General features: G+C 64.8%; 23 protein-coding genes and 1 tRNA gene. 13 read left to right on the top strand and 11 right to left on the bottom strand.

Features of this window, described 5'->3' with window-relative positions:
* Positions 1-5 precede the first annotated feature (5 nt).
* Positions 6-1,385, bottom strand: coding sequence for an amino acid permease (locus ACZ60G_RS38840; protein ID WP_465816930.1), 1,380 nt, complete (start codon positions 1,383-1,385; stop codon positions 6-8).
* 159 nt (positions 1,386-1,544) lie between these two features.
* Here ACZ60G_RS38840 and ACZ60G_RS38835 point away from each other — a divergent pair, with 159 nt between their 5' ends.
* Genes ACZ60G_RS38835 through ACZ60G_RS38825 form a run of 3 tightly spaced genes read left to right on the top strand, consistent with a single transcriptional unit; the run spans position 1,545 to position 5,282 of the window.
* Entirely contained in the window at positions 1,545-2,318 is a 774-nt protein-coding gene (locus ACZ60G_RS38835; RefSeq protein ID WP_465816928.1) for an enoyl-CoA hydratase/isomerase family protein, read from the top strand.
* 2 nt (positions 2,319-2,320) lie between these two features.
* Entirely contained in the window at positions 2,321-4,489 is a 2,169-nt protein-coding gene (locus ACZ60G_RS38830; RefSeq protein WP_465816926.1) for an acetate--CoA ligase family protein, read from the top strand.
* Positions 4,482-5,282: a crotonase/enoyl-CoA hydratase family protein gene (locus ACZ60G_RS38825; RefSeq protein WP_465816924.1), complete on the top strand. Its 801-nt coding sequence runs from the start codon at positions 4,482-4,484 to the stop codon at positions 5,280-5,282. The genes ACZ60G_RS38830 and ACZ60G_RS38825 overlap by 8 nt, the downstream gene beginning before the upstream one ends.
* A gap of 56 nt (positions 5,283-5,338) precedes the next feature.
* Here ACZ60G_RS38825 and ACZ60G_RS38820 read toward each other — a convergent pair whose 3' ends face one another.
* The 4 genes from ACZ60G_RS38820 to ACZ60G_RS38805 form a co-directional block, all read right to left on the bottom strand.
* Positions 5,339-6,001, bottom strand: coding sequence for a response regulator (locus tag ACZ60G_RS38820; RefSeq protein WP_465816923.1), 663 nt, complete (start codon positions 5,999-6,001; stop codon positions 5,339-5,341).
* 97 nt (positions 6,002-6,098) lie between these two features.
* A complete protein-coding gene (locus tag ACZ60G_RS38815) occupies positions 6,099-6,299 on the bottom strand; it encodes a DUF7489 domain-containing protein (RefSeq protein WP_465816922.1) in 201 nt (66 codons plus the stop codon).
* Between the two features lie 150 nt (positions 6,300-6,449).
* Positions 6,450-7,310, bottom strand: a complete 861-nt coding sequence (locus ACZ60G_RS38810) for a sensor histidine kinase (protein WP_465816920.1) — start codon at positions 7,308-7,310, stop codon at positions 6,450-6,452.
* A gap of 413 nt (positions 7,311-7,723) precedes the next feature.
* Positions 7,724-8,041: a hypothetical protein gene (locus ACZ60G_RS38805; protein WP_465816918.1), complete on the bottom strand. Its 318-nt coding sequence runs from the start codon at positions 8,039-8,041 to the stop codon at positions 7,724-7,726.
* A gap of 550 nt (positions 8,042-8,591) precedes the next feature.
* Between ACZ60G_RS38805 and ACZ60G_RS38800 the strand changes: the two genes are divergently transcribed.
* The 6 genes from ACZ60G_RS38800 to ACZ60G_RS38775 all read left to right on the top strand — a co-directional run bounded on the left by ACZ60G_RS38800 (position 8,592) and on the right by ACZ60G_RS38775 (position 13,722).
* A complete protein-coding gene (locus ACZ60G_RS38800) occupies positions 8,592-8,720 on the top strand; it encodes a hypothetical protein (RefSeq protein ID WP_465816916.1) in 129 nt (42 codons plus the stop codon).
* Between the two features lie 59 nt (positions 8,721-8,779).
* A complete protein-coding gene (locus tag ACZ60G_RS38795) occupies positions 8,780-9,751 on the top strand; it encodes a DUF5996 family protein (protein ID WP_465816914.1) in 972 nt (323 codons plus the stop codon).
* A 376-nt stretch (positions 9,752-10,127) separates the two neighbouring features.
* Positions 10,128-10,931 carry an SAM-dependent methyltransferase gene (locus tag ACZ60G_RS38790; protein WP_465816912.1) on the top strand — a complete coding sequence of 268 codons (804 nt, stop codon included), beginning with the start codon at positions 10,128-10,130 and terminating at the stop codon, positions 10,929-10,931.
* Between the two features lie 715 nt (positions 10,932-11,646).
* Positions 11,647-12,114: an NUDIX hydrolase gene (locus ACZ60G_RS38785; protein WP_465816911.1), complete on the top strand. Its 468-nt coding sequence runs from the start codon at positions 11,647-11,649 to the stop codon at positions 12,112-12,114.
* Positions 12,115-12,181: 67 nt separating this feature from the next.
* The gene (locus ACZ60G_RS38780; protein WP_465816909.1) at positions 12,182-12,643 is read left to right on the top strand and encodes a hypothetical protein; all 462 of its coding nucleotides are present in this window, start codon (positions 12,182-12,184) and stop codon (positions 12,641-12,643) included.
* Between the two features lie 398 nt (positions 12,644-13,041).
* Positions 13,042-13,722 (top strand): class I SAM-dependent methyltransferase, encoded by a 681-nt coding sequence (locus ACZ60G_RS38775; protein WP_465816907.1) that lies wholly within the window; start codon positions 13,042-13,044, stop codon positions 13,720-13,722.
* 128 nt (positions 13,723-13,850) lie between these two features.
* On the opposite strand, the gene ACZ60G_RS38770 is transcribed toward ACZ60G_RS38775, so the two are convergent.
* The gene (locus tag ACZ60G_RS38770; protein WP_465816905.1) at positions 13,851-14,108 is read right to left on the bottom strand and encodes a hypothetical protein; all 258 of its coding nucleotides are present in this window, start codon (positions 14,106-14,108) and stop codon (positions 13,851-13,853) included.
* Positions 14,109-14,670: 562 nt separating this feature from the next.
* Between ACZ60G_RS38770 and ACZ60G_RS38765 the strand changes: the two genes are divergently transcribed.
* Positions 14,671-15,183 (top strand): hypothetical protein, encoded by a 513-nt coding sequence (locus ACZ60G_RS38765; protein WP_465816904.1) that lies wholly within the window; start codon positions 14,671-14,673, stop codon positions 15,181-15,183.
* Positions 15,184-15,332: 149 nt separating this feature from the next.
* On the opposite strand, the gene ACZ60G_RS38760 is transcribed toward ACZ60G_RS38765, so the two are convergent.
* Positions 15,333-16,484 carry a helix-turn-helix transcriptional regulator gene (locus tag ACZ60G_RS38760; RefSeq protein ID WP_465816902.1) on the bottom strand — a complete coding sequence of 384 codons (1,152 nt, stop codon included), beginning with the start codon at positions 16,482-16,484 and terminating at the stop codon, positions 15,333-15,335.
* An 89-nt stretch (positions 16,485-16,573) separates the two neighbouring features.
* Between ACZ60G_RS38760 and ACZ60G_RS38755 the strand changes: the two genes are divergently transcribed.
* Both ACZ60G_RS38755 and ACZ60G_RS38750 read left to right on the top strand, forming a co-directional pair.
* On the top strand, positions 16,574-16,990 hold the full coding sequence (locus ACZ60G_RS38755) for a VOC family protein (RefSeq protein WP_465816900.1): 417 nt from the start codon (positions 16,574-16,576) through the stop codon (positions 16,988-16,990).
* 2 nt (positions 16,991-16,992) lie between these two features.
* The gene (locus ACZ60G_RS38750; RefSeq protein ID WP_465816898.1) at positions 16,993-17,583 is read left to right on the top strand and encodes a dihydrofolate reductase family protein; all 591 of its coding nucleotides are present in this window, start codon (positions 16,993-16,995) and stop codon (positions 17,581-17,583) included.
* 26 nt (positions 17,584-17,609) lie between these two features.
* Here the strand turns inward: ACZ60G_RS38750 and ACZ60G_RS38745 are convergent, their stop codons facing one another.
* Positions 17,610-17,843 (bottom strand): hypothetical protein, encoded by a 234-nt coding sequence (locus ACZ60G_RS38745; RefSeq protein ID WP_465816896.1) that lies wholly within the window; start codon positions 17,841-17,843, stop codon positions 17,610-17,612.
* Between the two features lie 97 nt (positions 17,844-17,940).
* Positions 17,941-18,014, bottom strand: a tRNA-Ile gene (locus tag ACZ60G_RS38740).
* A 148-nt stretch (positions 18,015-18,162) separates the two neighbouring features.
* Here ACZ60G_RS38740 and ACZ60G_RS38735 point away from each other — a divergent pair.
* Positions 18,163-18,594: a nitroreductase family deazaflavin-dependent oxidoreductase gene (locus ACZ60G_RS38735; RefSeq protein WP_465816894.1), complete on the top strand. Its 432-nt coding sequence runs from the start codon at positions 18,163-18,165 to the stop codon at positions 18,592-18,594.
* A 2-nt stretch (positions 18,595-18,596) separates the two neighbouring features.
* On the opposite strand, the gene ACZ60G_RS38730 is transcribed toward ACZ60G_RS38735, so the two are convergent.
* Positions 18,597-18,746 (bottom strand): hypothetical protein, encoded by a 150-nt coding sequence (locus ACZ60G_RS38730; RefSeq protein WP_465816893.1) that lies wholly within the window; start codon positions 18,744-18,746, stop codon positions 18,597-18,599.
* Between the two features lie 66 nt (positions 18,747-18,812).
* Positions 18,813-19,811: a zinc-binding dehydrogenase gene (locus tag ACZ60G_RS38725; RefSeq protein ID WP_465816891.1), complete on the bottom strand. Its 999-nt coding sequence runs from the start codon at positions 19,809-19,811 to the stop codon at positions 18,813-18,815.
* Between the last annotated feature and the right edge of the window lie 329 nt (positions 19,812-20,140).

Here is a 20,140-nt window from a genome sequence, read left to right as displayed (position 1 = left end):
GTCGGCTACTCCGCCGCGGCCAGTTGGGCCGCACCAGCCCGGCGCTGATGAATCACACCTGCGGTGACCGCAGTCGCGGTGACCAGTAGGGTCAGCGCGAGCGGCGTACGGGTACCGGAATTCAGGGCCATTCCACCGACGATGGCCAGCAGGATGACTCCGACCGCGTAGGACACGTACGGGGCGCCCCACATCTTCACCGGCAGAGCAGTGATCTGCGCCGCGGTCTTACGGCGACGCCCGACGATCTGAGTGGCGCAGATGCACAGGTAGACCACGACCGCGACCGCACCGGAGGAGCTGAGCAGGAAGGTGAAAACCGCTCCGGTGGGCAGGAAGTAGTTCGCCACGACCGCCAGGAATCCGGCGCTCGAAGCGGCGAGAACACCGGCGACCGGGACCCCGGAGCGGGCGGTCCTGCTCAGCACGCGGGGGCCTTCACCGCGGCGCGAGAGCGAGAACAGCATCCGCGATGACGAGTACAGACCCGAGTTCAGGCACGACAGCACCGCCGTGAGCACCACCAGATTCATGGTTGTCTGCGCACCCGGAATGTCGAGCTGATCCAGCACGGCGGTGTACGGGCTCTCCGTGACTTGCGTTGTGTTCCAGGGCAATAGCGTGACGACAACAAGTACCGAGCCGACGTAGAAGATCAGGATGCGGCCGGCGACGCTGCGCATGCTCGCGCGCACCGCGCTGACCGGATCTTGCGCCTCGCCCGCGGCGATCGTGACCAGTTCGGTGCCGAAATACGAGAAGAACACCGTCAACGACGCCACGAGCAATGGCATCGCGCCATTCGGGAACAGGCCACCGTGCCCGAGCAGGTTGACCGTTCCCGGCGCCCGGTAGTGCGGAAGCAGGCCACAGATGGCCGCGAGGCCGATTGCGATGAAGGCGACGATCGCGACAACCTTGATCATCGCGAACCAAAACTCGAAACGCGCGAAAGACGTTACCGCCGCGAGGTTTACGCCGGTCAAGGCGCTCATGAAGATCAGGGAATACAGCCAGGTCGGCACCGACGGCAGGAGCTGATGGGCGACCGCCGCGCCGGCAATGGCCTCGAAAGCGACTGTGACACACCAGTGATAGGCGTAGACCCAGCCCACCGACAGTCCAGCCCAGGTACCGAGTTCACGGGAGGCGTAGCTCGAGAACGATCCCGTTTCGGGGCTGGCCGTCGCCAGCTCGGCAAGCATGCGCATTACCAGGATGATCACCAGGCCGGTGAGTAGGTACACGATGACGATGCCCGGGCCTGCCGCGGAGATCGCTTTGCCGCTGCCGACGAACAACCCGGCGCCGATCACTCCACCGATGCCGATCATCGTCAGCTGCCGAGTGTTGATGCTGTGCTTCAGATTTCCCGAGGTTGGCACGATGCCTTCTTCCCTGAACCGTGGGCCGTTGCCCGATAGCAGTAGTGACATGGAACACGCCCAGCCGGTTCAACGCAATAGCAATTGCATAACATGTGAACTATGCAAAATCTATGGCATAGTGCAGTCGTAGAACCCGCCGAGGAAGAAGTGAGGCCCATGTCCACCGTGCTGGTGAGCAGATCCGGTTCCATCGCAACGCTCGTTCTCAACAGGCCCGAACGACTGAACGCCGTCAGCGCGGAGCTGTACCTAACGCTGATCGACGAGCTGAATGCCGCCGACTCCGATCCGGGTATCCGCTGTGTCGTCCTCACCGGTGCCGGACGGGCGTTCTGCGTGGGTGCCGACCTGAAAGCGCACAACTCCGGCACCAGGACTCCCGCGGAGCAGGCGCGCTACGTCGAGTTGGGCCAGCGCGCATGCGAGCAGATCCAGACGATGGGCACCCCGGTGGTGGCAGCGGTCAACGGATACGCCCTCGGTGCCGGTGCGGAGCTGGCCGTCAGCGCGGATTTCCTGGTCATGGCCGAGGACGCGCGGATGGGGTTTCCCGAGGTGAGCATCGGCACCTTCGTCGGTGGTGGCGTGACCAACCGGCTCCCGCGTCTGGTCGGCCTGCGCAGGGCCACGGACATGCTGATCCTCGGAGAGCGATTCACCGGTCGGCAGGCACTCGATTGGGGGTTGGCGCATGCCGCGGTTGCCACGGATCTTCTGCTCGGCTCGGCTCGAGCGCTCGCCGAAACCCTTTCGGCGAAGGCGCCACTCGCGCTGGCCCGGATGAAGGCGGCACTGCACCGCGACGACGCCCTCGACGTCGCGTTCGCCACTGAGCAGCGCGAGCTCCTGGAATTGATGGCCACCCGGGACTGGGCCGAGGGTGTCGCCGCATTCGCCGAACACCGCACCCCCGTCTTCGAAGGAAAGTAGAGATGACCAGCATCGACGACCGCGCGTCCAGCATCGGCGCGCCCGCCCGCACCGCACTCGAGCGATTGTTCGACCCGCATTCCGTCGCCATCATCGGTGCGTCCGGCAATCCGGCCAAGCGTGGGTTCCAGGCCATCCGCGCCCTGCAGCAGTCCGGCTTCGCCCATCCCATCTACCCGGTCCACCCGACAGCACTGCAGATCCTCGGCCTCGGCGTGTACGCCTCGATCGATCGGCTCCCACACGGCATCGACGTCGCGCTGATCGCTTTACCCGCCGCCGCCGTCCCCGATATGCTGCGCCGGTGCGCCGCTGCCGGGATCGCCGGAGCCGTCGTGCTCGCCAACGGTTTCGCAGAGATCGGGGGAACCGGCGCCGAACTCGCCGCCGCGCTCGAAGCGGCGATCGCCGAGACCGGCATTCGGGTCATCGGGCCCAACACCTCCGGCCTGCTCAACGTCGCCTCGGGCGCGAATCTCGTTGGCCTCGAGGATGTTCCGTGTGGCCCGATCAGTGTGATCACGCAGAGCGGGAATATGCTGCTGTCGCTGGTCAACGATGATCGGGCGATCAAAGGCCCCGGTTTCCACATCTGTGTGGGGCTGGGTAACCAGGCCGATATCCGGTACGACGAGTGCCTCACCGAATTCGTCCGCGATCCGGGTACAGGCGTCGTGGCCATTCATTCCGAGGGGTTTACAGACGGACGGTCGTTCCTGATCGCCGCGGCTCGTGCGGTTCCGGATAAACCGGTTGCCGTGCTGCGCGGTGGCCGTTCGGAAGGTGGCCGCCGCGCCGCGCGGTCGCACACCGGCTCGATCGCCGGACTCGACGCCGTCGCGACCGCGGTGCTGCGGCAAGCCGGGGTGGAGCTGGTCGACCGCTCCGACGAGCTCGCGGTCGTCGCAGGCGCCCTTGCCGACTGCGCCCCGATCGCGCCCGGGCGCAAGGTCGCGATCCTCAGCGACGGTGGTGGCCACGCCACGCTGGCCGCCGACGCCCTCGCCGCGCGCGGCATCGAAGTGGCCCGGCTCGGCGATCGGACCCAGAAGCGGCTGCGGCACCTACTCGGCGCTGCCGCTGCCGTGGCTGGTCCGGTCGACGTGGCCGGCGCCACCGACACCGACCCATTGGTGTTCGCCGAGGCCGCCGAAATCCTCATGTGCGATCCCGATGTCGGTCTCGTGCTGGTCATCGGTCTCTATGGCGGCTACCACCTGCGCTTCGACCCAAGGCTGCGCGCAATCGAGGATGCCGTCGCCGGAGTGTTGCTCACACTCGTCGCCGAACACGATGTCCCCCTGGTGATCCAGAGCTGCTACGCCGGTCTCGACATCGCCAACCACGACCGTCTGCGAGCCGGCGGCGTACCGGTGATCAGCTCCATCGATCACGCCGTGCGGGTCGTGGCGGCCCTGGAGCGGCGTGGTCGCCTGCTGGCGACTGCCCCGCAACGCTCCGCGCTCGTACTTCCACCCCAGGCACCCGCCATTCCCGGATCGGGACTCCTCGATGAACCGACCGCACGACGGGTGGTCGCCGCCGCCGGAATCGACCTCGGCGCATGGACTTTTGCACGCACCGTCGAGGATGTGGTTGCGGCTGTCGCCGACTATCAGCGACCGTGCGCACTGAAAGTTGTTTCCCCGCAGGTCATCCACAAATCCGAGGTGGGCGGGGTCAGGGTCGGCGTACTGGCCGCCCAGGCGGCCCAGGACGCTCAGGCGATCATCGACTCTGTCCATGCGCATATGCCCGACGCCCACGTCGACGGGATGATCGTCGCCCCCATGGCCGATGCTGGAATCGAACTGCTGGTCGGCGCCACTCGCGATCCGATTTTCGGTCCGGTGGTGGCGTTCGGTAGCGGTGGGGTAATGGTCGAGGCATTGCGCGACATCACATTTCGCGCCGCGCCCTTCACCGAGTTCGAGGCCCGCGAAATGATCGACGAGACGATCGCCGCACGCATGCTCGACGGCTACCGCCATCTCCCTGCGGTCGACCGCCACCGGCTGGCCCGATTTCTGGTCTGCATAGGCGATTTCGTTGCCACGCACCCGGAGATATCCGAACTCGATCTCAATCCGGTAATTGCTTCCGGTTCCGACATAGTCCCGGTCGACGTTCGAATTGTATTGCGCGAGAAGACCGGAGACGACAATGGCTGAGCCGATCCGCGTCGACCGTGTCGGCCATGTCGTCGTCTGGACACTGAACCGCCCGGCAGCGCGCAACCCGATATCCGCGGTCGACACGATAACCGCCCTCGAGGACGCGGTGACGGCGGTGAATCGAGACCACAGCGTGCGGGCGGCGATTCTCACCGGTGCTGGGACGGCCTTCTCCTCCGGCGGCGACGTAAAGCAGATGCGCGATCGTGCCGGAATGTTCGGTGGCGCACCGGCGGAGCTGCGACAGGGGTACCGGCACGGCATCCAGCGTATTCCAAAAGCGCTGTACCACTGTGAGATCCCGACCATCGCCGCCGTCAATGGTGCGGCCATCGGTGCGGGGTGTGATCTGGCGTTGCTGTGCGATCTGCGGATCGCCACGCGCACCGCGGTATTCGCCGAGAGCTTCGTCCGGGTCGGACTCGTGCCCGGCGACGGTGGCTCGTGGCTGTTGCCAAGGGCAATCGGCATGGCCCGAGCGTGCGAGATGGCCTTCACCGGTGAGCCGATCGACGCGCACACCGCGCTCGATTGGGGCCTGATCTCCGATGTCGTCGAACCCGACGCCCTCCTCGAAACCGCCCACCGCCTCGCCGCCCGGATAGCCACCAACCCACCGCACGTACTTCGAATGACGAAGCGACTACTCCGCGAGGGCCGACACCAGAGCCTCGGCAGCCACCTCGAGCTGTCCGCCGCGATGCAGGCGGCCGCCCACCATACCGAAGATCACCGCGAGGCGGTCACGGCCATGCTGGAGCGCAGACCGCCTGCCTTCACCGGCCGATGAGCGGTCTCGCTAAGACGATTTCAAACGACGCAGACAATGCGGACCAGTTGCGGACCCTAGGAATTTCGGGGCCGGACCAGGCCGATATCGTAGGCGAGCACCACCGCCTGCACTCGATCCCGCAGGCCGAGTTTGCGCAGAATCGCCGAGACATGGCTCTTTACAGTGCCTTCGGTGACAACCAGTTTCGCCGCTATCTCGGCGTTGGAGGCCGCTTGCGCGATGAGCGTGAGGACCTCGACCTCGCGATTCGTGAGATCGGCGAGATCCGGCATCGCCGCCGTTTCGGGGCGTATCTCGGCGACGAACCGATCCAGCAGCCGACGCGTCACCCGCGGCGCGAGCAGTGCCTCGCCGCCGGCCACCACCCGTATCGCCTCGACCAGTTCGGCGGGGCGGGTGTCCTTCAGCAGGAAACCGCCCGCACCGGCACGCAGGGCCGCGTAGAGCAGTTCGTCCTCGTCGAAGGTGGTCAGGATGATGACCGAGGGACCGCGCTGGAATGCGGAAAGTCGTTGTGTCGCCTGCACACCGTCGACGCCGGGCATCCGCAGATCCATCAGCACGATATCCGGCAGCATCTGAGCTGCCAAGCGGACCGCTTCCTCCCCGTCCCCAGCCTCACCGACGACTCGGATGTCCTCACGGGCCTCCAGGATCATCCGAAGCCCGGTACGGACCAAGGCCTGATCGTCGGCGACCAGCACACTGACAGTCATCCCCGCCTCCATGTGATCTGCCGGGTGCACGCACGTCGCGGCGGCTGGTTCATGGCGAGCATCCAATCATCCGGGTGCGGAGATCCATGCGGGCATGTCAGTCCTTCACCGGATCGGCTCCCGCGTGCTTGGTCACCGAATCACCGGCTTCCAGCGTATTCCACAGTTCCCGGTTTACCCGGACCTTCACGGTACTGCCGTCCTCTAGCCGAATAATCAAGCGCCGATACAGGTTTGCCCCGTCGAACAATCCACGCGACTTCTTGATGACCGTCCCGCGCCATTCCTGCTGTACCACTGATCGACTCCTTACTCCACCGAGTGTTCACGCCGCGGGATCCCTAACGGCGTAACTTCAGTGTTTCTTGTCGCCGAGCCGGGAACATCAACTTGCAGGCGGGTATTCGCCTCTGTCGAAAGTTGGAGACAGCCATCGGAAGGCAGCCGACTACCGGACCGGAAGCCATGCCGCGACGCGGAAGCCACCAGCAGTGGAAGGGCCTGCCTCGAATCGTCCGCCCAGTTCTGTGGCACGTCGCCGCATGCCGTCCATGCCCCGACCGCTACCGTGACCGAGCCGGCCGCCGCCGCCGTTATCGGTGATCGCCACCATGAGTTGCCCTGCGGCAATCCGAACCTCGACCTCGGCTCGATCGGCTCTCGCGTGGCGCAAGACGTTGGTCAGGGACTCCTGCACGATCCGGTAGGCAGCTTCCGCAACTCTCGGCGCGACAGCGGCGCCGTCCGTCCCGTGCCGATTCACGACCACCTCGACTCCCGCCTGTGACATCGACTCCACCAACCTGTCCAGATCCTCCAGTCCGGGGGACACGCTCGGGTCGCGGTCGATCACCTCGAGCAGCCGGCGTACTTCGCCGAGAGCTTGTCGGCCAACGGACTCCAGGGCGGCGACAGCCTCCCGGGCCTTGTCCGGGTGAGTGTCGAAAACATCGTTGGCCGCTGCGGCTTGCAGCACCATCAGCGACACCGTGTGCGCGAGCACATCGTGTAGTTCGCGCGTGATGCGGGCACGTTCCTGCTGGACCATACGCCGGGCTTCGGAGTCGCGCTGTGCAGATCTCGCGCGTCCCAACGCCCCCCAGCTCCAGGCCAGCAGGGCGGCACCAGACCACAGCAAAGCTTGCAACCCTCGCCCGGTCGTTCCCAACGCGAGCACGAAGAACAACACCGCCGCGGCAAGACCCGACAACGACGTACGCGCGGGACGCAGCCAGGAAAAGGTCGTCAACACGATCAGGGCGACGCCCGACCCCACCGGAACGTGCAGCAGTTCCAACGTTGCTCCCACGAAAAGGGAGGCAATCGTGACGAAAACAGGCCGCCGGTCCATCCACCAAACGACGACCGCCTGGCACACCACCAACCCGATCACAACGACACGGGCCGTAGGTACCCCCTGAGGAACGAGCAACACTACCGGCAACAACGTGGCACTAGTGCAGGCGACCAGCAGTACCCTCCAACGCCGCGACAGCCCCACCTCGAACTGATCCCGCACGTCACCGACGCTACCGGCTCCGACACCGCAGCCGCCGTATCTCCAACCGGATCGTCGGCTACTCCCATCGACTCCGTATGACGTCGGGAGATCGGAAACTCCCTGCGGCAGTTGACACCCCACGCAGCGGCGAAAATCCAGTAGTAGGTCGCGCCCAATCGGTGCGGCTCGGCAGATGCAGCCGTCTACGGTTCTGGTAGCGGTCAGGCGCAGACGCGGTTGAGCTCGTCGGTGTAGGGGGCGAGGTTGGCGACGTCCTCATCTACCAGCGCGCCGGCGTAGGCGGCGATGACATCCTTCTCCGCACCCTGGGCCAGATCGGCCAGGCCGCTCAGCCTGTTGGACAGCGCTGTCGCCGTCGCGTCGTCCAGGGTGCCGCCGCTCGTGTCGATCGCGATGTTGATCAGCTCGATGGCCTTGGCGCAGTGGGGGGACTGGGCGTGCGCGGGTACGGCGGGCAGGAATAGCAGAGCGGCAGCGGCCGCAGCGAGCACAGCGGCGAAGGCCGTCGACTTGGTCATGATTTCCTCTCAGAACGTTGGGCTGATCGTAGCGCCACGGCGTGAGACCCTGATCGCCATGCTCGGCACCGGCACCTGCTGACCGGGAACCGCCAAGGGGACGCGGCGACTGGACCATAAGACCTCCTTCGGCTCGCGCATCCGAAAGCAGTAAGCGCGGCGAGACCAGCCATCCCATATTGCGAAAGGCCATCGCGCCAGAGCGCGAAAATGCCCGCCGCCGCTAGCACTGAGCCCGCAAGGACGGGAAGTGTTGCGGTGCGGGCGGCGTATCGGGAGCAGAACGCGTCCCGCCGACGCGCACAATATCGATAGTCCAATCGCGCTCGAGCACGTTGGACCGCATCGCCCGGTCGGGCTGGGTCACCATGACTTCGGATTACTCGCCCCGGCTGAACGCGTGGTGAATATGTGGCGTGCAAACCTGCCTCGTATCGCCGTCGAGCGGACAGTGCCACGACCTTTACTCCGAGTTCGCGCTACGGTAGCTACGTCGGCACTTTCGGACCTACTGCTCGGATTGGGGTGCTGTGACAAATCCTCCGCGGATATGCACGCCATGTGGACATTCCTCAACGGCGGCGGCTATCGCGTCGATATCGATGCGCTGCATCGCTCGAACCCCGAGGTCGACTGGACGTCGTTTCGTGACTGGACGCAACGAACCCTCACACGCTGAATAGGCCCGTTCCGCCGAATCCGCGACTGAATCGAATCCAGCGACGAAGGGAATCTGACATGTCGGAGCTATCGGCAGCGAATTCCACCGCGACGTGGCCGCAGCTGCGTGTGGCGGACTGGACAGATACGCGTGACACCCTGCACATGTGGACGCAGGTGGTGGGAAAGATCCGGCTCGCCCACGCACCATTGTTGAATCACTGGTGGCAGGTGACCCTGTATGTGAGCCCACGCGGGCTGACGACCTCGGCAATCCCCTACGCCGACCGCCTCTTCGATATCGAATTCGATTTCCTCGCGCACCGATTGGTCATCCGCGCCGACAACGGCGACACCCGCACCGTGGCACTCGCGCCGAAATCGGTGGCGCAGTTCTACACCGAAACCATGCAAGCGCTGGACGAACTCGGGTTCGAGACCCGAATTCAGGGGCACCCCAATGAAGTCGAGGTGTCGATTCCGTTCGCTGAGGACACCCGGCACGCCTCCTACGATCCGACGTCCGCGCAGGCGTTCTGGCGGCAGCTCGTCCATGCCAACCGCCTGCTCAACGAGTTTCGCTCCGGCTACACCGGCAAGACCAGTCCGGTTCATTTCTATTGGGGCGCAATGGATCTTGCCTACACACGTTTTTCGGGACGGACCGCTCCCGAACACAGCGGCGGCGCACCGCACTGCGCCGACTGGGTCATGGTGGAGGGCTATTCACACGAGCTCAGCAGCTGCGGATTCTGGCCCGGCGGTGGAGCGGAAGGCGCGTTCTACGCCTACTGCTATCCCGAACCCGACGGCTACCGCGAACACCAGCTGCAGGTGCCCGGTGCGACCTACGACCCCAACCTGGGTGAGTTCGTCCTACCCTACGAAACGGTGCGCACCGCGGACGATCCGAATGCCGTGGTCGCCAAGTTCCTCCACGAAACATATGAGGCCGCAGCCGAACTCGGCCATTGGGATCGCAGCACACTCGAAAGCGATCCGCATCGGTGGGCTCAACAGCGAGCCGCCGCACCCTGGTCACTGCGCTGACCGTTCGCCACAGGAAACGCTCGAGCACTCGCTGCGTTTGTACGGGGACGTTATCGACGATCACATACAACTTCTCGCCCGGCCAGCGCTGGCGCAAATGATTGCGGAAGGGCTCGAAACTCGGTCCAACGCTTGCGATCTCGGATCCGACGGTAGGGCGGACCGGCGGCCAGATCAAAGGCGCCGAATAGACTAGCGTGGTAAGCATGGGATCAGTCCTGTTCGCCGACCCAACGTCGCCCCCGACAACGCTCGGCGCGCTCACGCGCTTGTAGTGGGCCGCAAGATGCACCCTCCCAACGAGATTGAATCGACGCGCCCGCATACCGCCCGATTGCTACCTTGATGTTGCCTCGCCTATGAAAGGACGCCGAACGTGGAACCCGGCTCCCCTGTCGACCTGCGGCAGAATCAGCCCCACACCGCCCGAATGTATGACTACTACCTCGGCGGCAAGGACCATTACAGCGCGGACGAGGCAGCGGCTGAACAGGTCGTGGGCATCTGGCCAGGAGTGCGGGCGGCCGCCCAGCAGAACAGGGCCTTCATACACCGCGTGACGCGGTTCCTTGCAAACGCGGGCATTCGTCAATTCCTCGATATCGGAACCGGTATCCCGACCGAGCCGAATCTGCATCAGGTGGCCCAACAGGTCGCGCCTGACGCGCGAGTCGTCTACGTCGACAACGATCCGATCGTGCTCGTCCACGCCAGGGCATTGATGGTCAGCTCACAGGAGGGGCGTACCAACTACGTCTCCGCCGATGTCACGACACCCGAAAAGATCCTCAACGCCCCGGGATTGCGCGAGACACTGGACCTGACCCAACCGGTCGCGCTCAGTCTCAACGCACTGATGCATTTCATCCCCGACGAGCAGGATGCCTACGGAATCGTCGATACGCTGATGGACGAGCTCGTTCCTGGCTCGTATTTAGTGATGACACACGTCACGCCCGACTTCGATCCGACGGCAATAGCTAGCGTGGTCGACATCTACCGCCGCAGCGGCCTGCCATGCCAATCTCGAAGCCGAGACGAATTCATGCGGTTCTTCGAGGGACTAGAGCTGGTCGATCCGGGTATAGAGGTGCCGCACCGCTGGCACCCGGACGGTGTCGAACCCCCGAAGAAAATGGACGCGCAAGTGTCCGCCTACGCGGGCGTTGCACGCAAGTAATACAACCCCCGCACAGGACACCGACCCGAGACGAGGCCCGAAAAGCGTTCAGTAATCTCGTATCCGGGGCACTCAGGCACGGCATTCCCCTGACTCGGTTTCACTATCCGCTCCGCTGAGCAAGTGGGCGCATACCTGCGCCGGTGTTCAAGCCGAACGGCGTTGGACACCGCCCGGGATGACGGGAAGGACCCTCCCGGGACGACACACCGCCCTCACACGTGGTCGACCAAGCCTCTGGCACCCTCGGACACGGCGCAGTGCGCGCAGCAGAAGAATCGACCATCTGACTCCACTCCGTGGCCGATGATCTTGCAGTCGCAATGCTCGCAGATAGGTGCCATGCGGTGGATCGCACATTCGAAGCAGTCGAAGACATGCCGCGTTCCCTGAGCCTCGACGACGATCGGCATAGCGTAATCGTTACCGCAAACCTCGCATGCGCTCATGGAACCGTAGGCTACTCCGCGGAACCGGCACCATGTCGCTACTTTCGGGTTATGTACGCATGACCGGCTCGACCTGCGCGGTGTAGGTCATCGCCCCGAGTTCGGCACCGATGTCCGGGCCGTCGACACCCAGCCGCAGCGCCCGCACATTCGATACGACCGGTCGACGAATTCATCGCAGATCGGGGCCTGCACACAGATGCGCTCGGTACACACCCACACCGCATGCGGACGAGGTCGACACAGGGTCCGGTAGAGGTTATGGGATGAGTTTCAGACTGGCGGCGTACGCCGTATGCATCGAGCAGGGACAGGTTCTGCTCGCCTGCCACGTTCCACCGAGTGGCGAAACCAGCTGGACGCTTCCGGGCGGTGGGGTCGAGCACGCGGAGGATCCGTTCGATGCGGTGACCCGGGAGCTCGCTGAAGAAACCGGATGCGACGGGATCGTCGAACGTCTGCTCGGCGTGGACTCGAGGGTGATCCCCGCTGCCGCCGCGCGGGCCGGTGCCGAGCACCAGAATGTCGGCATCTTCTACCAGGTGCGCGTCACCGGCGGCCGGCTCCGGCCTGAGCCGAATGGTGAAACCGCTAAGTCGATCTGGATTCCGATACCTGATGTAGCCGGCCTGCGTCGATCTTCACTTGTCGATATCGGCCTCGCCCTGGCTCGGACGGTTCCGCCGACCGGCCACGTTGCTCCCGTCCCGGTCGGCGGCTTGATCCAGCACTGAGACATGCGCGGCTCAGCAAGCCCCGTCCGCCGTTCCGGGAATTCAGAACTTGTCCGGGAACTGGGTGATGATGCCCTGGCTGAGGGCGTCGGCGACGTCCATCATGTGCGCCTTGGCCTCGTCGAACTTGGCGATCGCGTCGCTGTACTTTGCCGCCGATGACGGCGGCTGCGTAAGCGACGGTCTGGTCGATGTGAATGCTCATCGCCTCACGCATGTCCTGCTGCGACCAGTTGGGGTTGATCCGAGCGAAGAAGTCGGCGATATCTCGAGCATTGGCATGCGAGGCCGCGACTGCCGTGTCGAGTGCCGGTTTGTAGCCGATCTTGGCGGCGGTGAGGACTGGCACAGCCTCCAAGATGTGGACAGTGAGCTGCCGGGCGACCTCCTGGCCGTAGTACGGCGCGAACGCGTTACCGATGTCGACCTGGTTGCGCAGCAGTCGGTCCAGACTTGGCGGCAGCACGAGGGGGTCGTCGGCGAACGCGACCACGGTCGACCAGGTCCCGTCCATGTGCTGACCCCATAGCGTCCGCATCTCGGTGTAGAGCTCGGTTTGCGCTGTTGTGGCGGGCGAGGCGTGGAATACCTGCGCCGACGCGATCGCCGCAGAATTGTATGCGAGGGAGAATGCCGCTGGAGAATGCGAGGGCTGCCATCGTGATAGTCCGTGCGAGCGGGGCGAGTTCGGCTTTCCGTAATTGATTTTCTGGTGGCGGGTGGCTTCGGAGAGTTTGTCGCGGGAGTTGACCTCGGTGGCGGTGATCAGTCCGGCGGTGCCGGCGTGACCGAAGGTCGAGGCGCTACGCCGCTGCTGCGGCGCCGTAGTCGCAACTGCGCAGCGAGACCGCCTACTCCGTCCGCATGGGCCCTCAGTTGAGGTAGCTGGATATTCGCGACAACGCCTGCCGACGTATAGTCGAGTCTATGACCAGTGGCACCGCACCGGCGGCGGCCCGGCAGGGATCGGACCTGTGGGCGCGAGCGTTCGCGGCACTGTACGACCCGCTCCTGTGGAGAGGCGAGCGGGCGGGCATGGGGGCGCGTCGACGCCAGTTGCTCGGCCGCGCAAGAGGACGGACGGTCGAGCTCGGCAGCGGTACCGGTCTCAACCTGCAGTACTACCCCGACGACCTCGATGAGTTGATCCTGACCGAACCCGAGGCCGCGATGCGTGCGCGGTTGGACCGGAGGCTGCGCAGCACCCAACGTCGGGCGAAGGTGCTCGACGCGTCGGCGGATCAGCTGCCGTTCGCGGAAGAATCCGTGGACACGGTCGTCTCCACGCTTGTCTTGTGCACTGTCGACAGCCCCGATGCGGTGTTGCGCGAGATCAAGCGCGTGCTGCGCCCCGACGGCAGGCTGCTGTTCCTCGAACACGTCCGCTCGCAGTCGCCGCGACTTGCCCATTGGCAAGACCGCCTCGAAGGCCCGTGGCGCCGGTTCGCGGAGGGTTGCCGCTGCAACCGTGCCACGCTCGAGCTGATCCGGGCATCCGGATTGGAGCTCGACGACGTCCAGGAAGCGACGTGGCGGGGAATGATGGTCCCCATTGTCCGACCGCTGATTATCGGCGTGGCGACCAAAACGGATGGCCGACGCTCTTAGCCCGAATCCACCGACATAATCTCCTGGATTCGATGCACCATAATGCGCATTGGTTCCCCCAGGACTATCGGTGCCGACCCGCCGTCCTTGCGATGCCCGGAGGTCAGTCACCACGGGATAGCAAACAATCAGCTCCCGGTGCCCTGGTCGGGCAGGGTGTCGGAAGCCTCGCAGGCGATGCTGTGGCGCGCTCGTCTCGACTGCTCGATTTTGCGCTTGCGCAGCGCCCGGTCCCGTTCATACACCCGGCTCATCCGCTCTCGTGCCTTACCTTCGATAGCAGTTGCGAAGTCGAGACACGCATTGGGCGGGCGCTGTTGTCCGGCGACATCGACGACGGTGCCACCATCACCCTCGATGCCGACGACGGTGAACTCGTTGTACAAGTCGGACTGACGGATTGCACAGATCTCGACCGGAAGGGCCGCCGACCCAGCGCCCCGGCGCTAGGGTGGACTATGCGGTCATGGTGGAGCTGACCAGCTTTTTTCGATCCGCGACGGGCCCCACGCTTCGGAAGCCGAAGAAAGTGAGGAACGGGAATCATGGGTGAGTCGACAACGACAATCGCGAAGACGATCGGGAATCCGTTGGGGGGACGGTACGACATTCCGGGGCCGTCAGGGCGTCCGGCCAAGGGAGAACGCGTTGCCATCTTCGCGTTCGAAATGACGAGCGTCGACGGAGAAGCCGAAGCTATCCGGACGTACCACTTAGGTCCCGCTGATCTGGCCGAAGAAGGAACAATCGCGCCCGCGCGCCCCGAGCCGCAGGGTCACGGTGCAGTGGACGGAGTGCGGCGGCGGAACCGTCGTTCGACCACCAGCCAGTCTCGATATCGTGGCCGCGATGATGGATCTCGACCGCTCCGCCGAGGCGATGTTCAGTGCGAAGTTATGCCGGACGACACGCAGCTTGTCCGGATGTAGCGCGATCGAGGAGCATGTGATGAACCAGCGATTGTTCGATTTCATCGACGAGGCCCTGCGGCAATGCTTCGATTCCGGCGCCGGGCCGTATCCGTGGTTGTGCCGGGACGACGTCGAAAGGGTGCTGTCCGACGACGCCCGATGGCGTGTGATGCACGGTCGACTTGCGGCGATGGAATGGGGCAGCAGCGAATCCACCGGCAACGTCGCTGTTACCTCGGAGCGTTTGCTGATAACACCCGACGGTCTGCTCTATGCCGCTGGATTGAGCGCGCCATTGTGGCGAAGGGCCACTCGCCGAGTACCGGCGGGGACAATGCGGCGGCCCCTGTATTACCTAGCGACGCCGCCCCAGTTGTTCGAATCGATCGTCGACCGGGTCGGTACCACGTCAATGCTGCCGGGAGCGGTGTCTGCGGTGGACAATCGGCTCGGCCACGACCTGCTGTTTCCTTGGCCCCTCGATGCCACGCTGCGCCGAACGCTCGATGCCCAGCCGGTTATGCGCATGGAACCCACCGGATGGCGGTAGACACACCGCGGAAATGGATTCTCGGCCGCGCGCTATCGACGACTTCATCCGGGCAAGAATCTGGGAGGACAAGGCCGCCGCGCTGGCGAGCGGCAGCTACACCAACACCGCAAGGGAAGTGCGAGAAACCTTGGGAAAGTCGCACATCCTCACAACCGGGCCGTTACCGAAACGCCGCGCAACTCGTCCGGAATTATCGGCGGGCCTGTAAGTTGCATGGCGCGCTGATCGAAGAACAGGCGGGCGACGAGGTCGCCGCGGGAGCCGGTGCCGGTCTTCGAGAAGATCGATTTCAGGTGGTCCTGGACGGTGTAGGTCGACATCCGGAGCTGGTTGGCGATCTGTCTGGTTGGCAGGCCTTGGGCGACACATTCGGTGACCCGGCGTTCCTGAGGGGTGAGGTTGTATACGTCGGCCAGCAGTGGTGCCATCTCCGCCGGACGAGCTGCTTCGAGCAGGACCGCGACCGGTGCCGCTGTGCCCTCGCCCAGTAGCGATGCCCGGACTGTCACCCAACGCCCAGCCTTAGTGCGCACACGCGCTCTGGCTGGTCTGGTGCTCGCTTCGCACACGTGCCCATCCTCCCGGCCGTCGATGGCACGGGCCTGCCTGGCGACCGCACGGATCACCAGTGGGAGCGTTGTGCCTGCTCTTGTGCCGATGCCGAGTTCGTCGATCCATTTCTCGGCCACCTGATTGGCGTGGGCGACGCCGTCATCGGGATCCAGGACGAGCATTCCGGTGTCGTGGCGGTCGGCGCGGGCGTCGTCCAGTAGCAGCGACCGGCGCAGTCCGTCCGAGATCAAACCGGTCAGCGATGTGACGAGCCGTACCTCGGAAGGCGAGAAGTACGGGCGGTCCTTCTCACGGAACACGGTAAGCGCGCCCCAAGTGCCGGTGCTGCTGGACAGGACGACCCGGAGTTCGTCGGAGTAACCCCCGGGGCGTCGGACCTCCCGGTGACGCCGACTGAGGTCGAGCTCGCCTGCTGTGACGTCGCTGAGGCTCGCCGCGGTTCGGCCCGCGCGCGCCATGTCGACCCACTTGGTGTAGTCGGGTTCGCGTAACTCGATCTCGACGAGCCGGCTGATCGCGTCCGCGGGCATCCCGTTCTCGACGAACTCCGCGGTCGGCAGCATGGTGGCCGGGTCCATCGTCATCAGGCAGGAGCCTTCCGACGGCACCGCGCCATCCAGCGCATCGCTCACCGCGCGCCAGTAGTCCTCCACACCCAGACCGCGGTGGACCAGCCGCGAGATGGTGTCGCGGAGCCGGTCGTGCACTGGCTGGGAGGTGGCCATGCCTCAACCTAGCCGAACCCCCAGAAATGTGGGATAGCCGTAAGAATCCAGGTCGCAGCATGATCGACGCAGGCAAAGGAGGTACTGGGATGAGAACGTTGCACATCGGGTTGCGGGTGACCGATCTCGGGCGGTCGCTAACGTTCTACACGGCTATCGGTTACGAGGTCGTCGGTAGTGTGCCCGAGACGCCGATCGGGCATCTGACCATGCTGAAGCTCCCTGACGACGAGTTCGTCACCATCGAGCTGGTGCACGACGGCGACCCGGTCGACCGGGGTACCGACGTCAGTCATGTTGTCGTGCAGGTCGAGTCGATGGCCGACACGCTCGATGTGCTGGCCGGCCACGGGATCGAGCCGGTCGCCCCGGGGCACGACGGCGATGACGGCCTGAAGACGGCGTTCATCGCCGACCCGGACGGTCGCCGGATCGAACTCGTCCAGTGGCCCGCGGGCCACACCGACGGCATGACCGCCGCCGACTGGCCGGAGAAAGGAAATTGAGGATGGACAGGACGCCGCTGCGCCTTTACATGTCCGTGTCGGTCGACGGGTACATCACCGGGCCGGACGACCGGCCGGGCCAGGAACTCGGCCGCAACGGCGGGCGGCTGTTCGACTGGCTCGACGACCGGATGTCCGAGGGGGTCAACAGGCAGGTGTACGCCGAGGCCGCGTCCACCGGCGCCGTGATATCCGGACGCCGCACGTTCGAGCTGGCCAAGCGATGGAACGGCGACCACCACGACGGCGTGCCGATCCACGTGCTCACCCACACCATCGACCCGGCCGACGTGCCACCGGGCAGCGCGAAGTACTACACCGACGTCGACGCGTGTGCCGACGAGGCCCGAGAAGCAGCAGGAGATCGAGCCGTGCTGGTCCACGGCGCGGGCGCGGCACGGGCTCTGCTGGCAGCAGGCCAGCTCGACGAACTCGAACTGCACCTCGTCCCCGTACTGCTGGGTGAGGGACGGCGCCTGTTCGAGCCGACGGCACAAGGCCACATCGAACTGGAACTCGTCCGCCGGCTCGAAGGCCGCGGCGCCACACATCTGCGTTACCGCGTAGTCCATCGAGACGGGCAACAGCCATGACAGCCGCATTGCTGACGAACTCCGCGTCACAAATCCCGGATGTCTTCGGCCGCAAGGTATTTGAAGAACTGTTGCAAAGACCGATACTGCCCGCGAGCGTATTCGGGCGACAGCGGTTCACCGGTGCGGCGATTTGGACGCGTAAGCAGGTCCTCGATGTAGCCGCCGATATGGGCTCGAGTGATGTCCGGCGCAGTGGTCGGAAGCTCGTTCGCGAAGTCCGCCGCCAGCTCGCGTATGTCGTCCAGATCCAGCCCCATGACCGGATCTCATCCGCAAAAGACATTGGTGACGAAGCGTTGTTCTGGACCAACTCGGCTGACGCTCGGAAGACATCCGCAGGTGAGAGGGCATTTGTGGGGCGGGTGGGGCTCGAACCCACGACCAATGGATTATGAGTCCACGGCTCTAACCGACTGAGCTACCGCCCCGTGTGCGGTGGATACCGACAGCGTTGGGGATGGTACCGGGTGGGGTGGGGCTGGCACCAGTCGGATGGGGGCGGCGTGGTGACGGTGGGTGGTGTGTGGGGGTGGATAGGGTGGGGGTGTAACCCGGGAACTGGCTGGAGGGTGGGCTGTGGCGAGTTTGTTTGCGAATGTGCTGAAGGTGCATCAGTGGGTTTATGAGAAGAGTGGCGGGGTGGTGGGGCATCGGGTGCTGTTCGGGAATCCGACGTTGTTGTTGCGGACGGTGGGGCGCAAGACGGGGCAGGCGCGGACGTCGGCGCTGACGTACGGGCGGGATGGGGCGAATTATTTGGTGACCGCGTCGAATGGTGGGTCGCCGCGGCCACCGGGGTGGTTGGCGAATGTGAAGGCGAAGCCGGAGTGTGAGATTCAGGTCGGGCGGCGCAAGGTAGCGGTGATCGCGCGGGCGACGTTGCCCGGCGATCCGGATTATGCGCGGCGCTGGGCGATTGTCGACAAGGTCAATCAGGGGCGCTACAGCGAGTACCAGAAGATGACCAAGCGGCCGATCGCGGTGGTGGTGCTGACCCCGGTCGGCTGAGTTCAGTCGGTCTCCCAAGACTCGTAGTCGTCGTCGACATCACCACGGTCCCAAGCGGACTCGCTCCGAGGCGGGCGGCTGGCCCACTGCACGATGAGAGCGACGAGACCGAGCACGATGAGGACGACGACAACGACAATCAGCGTTTCCACCCGGGGCACCCTAATGCCCAAAAGAGGTACCCGCAGGTACCGAGACAAGTTGTCCCGGAAGGCCGTTCAGACCGTAAGAAGTGTGCGTCCGAGGGCGGTTCGCGATTCTATTGCCACATGTGCGCGATCGGCTTGTTCGAGCGGAAAGGACTGGCCGATAATGACTTCCAGCCGTCCGGCCGCCGCTTCGGCGAGCGAACGTCCGGTCAAGGCGAGCCAATCGATATCGCCTTTTCCGGTCAGGTCGAACAGCCCGAGCACGTTGATTCCGCGTGCTGCCACCGATTCTCGATCGAAGTCGGCGAATTGCCCTGCGGCAGCCCCATATCCGATGAAGCGCCCGCGGTCGGCTGCGGCTTCGATCGCACCGGCACCCAATTCGCCACCCGCACCGTCCAATACAACATTCGCACCTGCTCCACCGGTCGCGGCGCGCGCCTTCGCAGACCAATCGGACTCGGAGTAGTCGATGACCGCATTCGCGCCGAGTCGTGCCGCGAGCTCCAGCTTGACGCTACCACGCGCCGCGGCGACAACATTGGCTCCGGCCGCGCGGGCGAGCTGGATCAGCAAGGTTCCCAATCCCCCACCCGCCGCGGTGATGAGAACCCACTCACCGGGCTGGACCGCGGCTCGATCGAAGATGGCGAACGCGGTCTTACCGTCGTGGGCGAGCGCTACCGCCGCCGTCAAGCTCAGCCCTTCAGGCACGGCGACAAGAGTTTCGGCCTTGGCGAGTGCTTGCTCCGCATAGCCACCGACCGGCTGACCGCCCCCGATGCCGCTCGCGGCGGTATCGGTGACAACGCGCTTGCCGACCCAACTCGGGTCGACCTCCGGACCGACCGAAGTAACCACCCCGGCGACCGCACCGCCCGGCACATACGGCGGTTCGAGCTGGAAAAACTCGGTGCCCCAACCACTTCGGAGCTGGACATCCAGAAACATGACATCGGCGGCCGCGACGTCGACGACCACCTGCCCCTGTCCGGCGACCGGCTCCGGCACTTCACGCACCGAAAGAACTTCGGGCCCACCGAATTCCGCAGCGTGTACAGCGCGCATGACAACCTCCATCAATTCCTGACTCGATCCGACATGGACCAGCCTGAAACCTTAAGCAGAGTTGAGGTCAAGTCGAGCGCACCAATTACGCTGAGCGCGCAATTGCGCCCGGACGGGAATCGAACTCACCCACGGCGCCAACACATCCGCAGACCAAGCCGGCGGCTCCGACAACAGGGGACCTCACCTGTTACGGCACTCCCGCCGCCACTGTTACTGCCGCGCGTCCCGCAACTAGTGTGTCGCGCCTGAAATTAGGCAAGTAAGTATGTAACCTATTTTGTGTGTCGCATCGTGGGCCTTCTGCTGTCGAGATTGTGCTGTCGGAT

The organism is Nocardia sp. NPDC102475 (genome assembly GCF_055584605.1).
The sequence above is the reverse complement of the archived record's forward strand: the minus strand, read 5'-3'. Positions and strand labels throughout refer to the sequence as shown.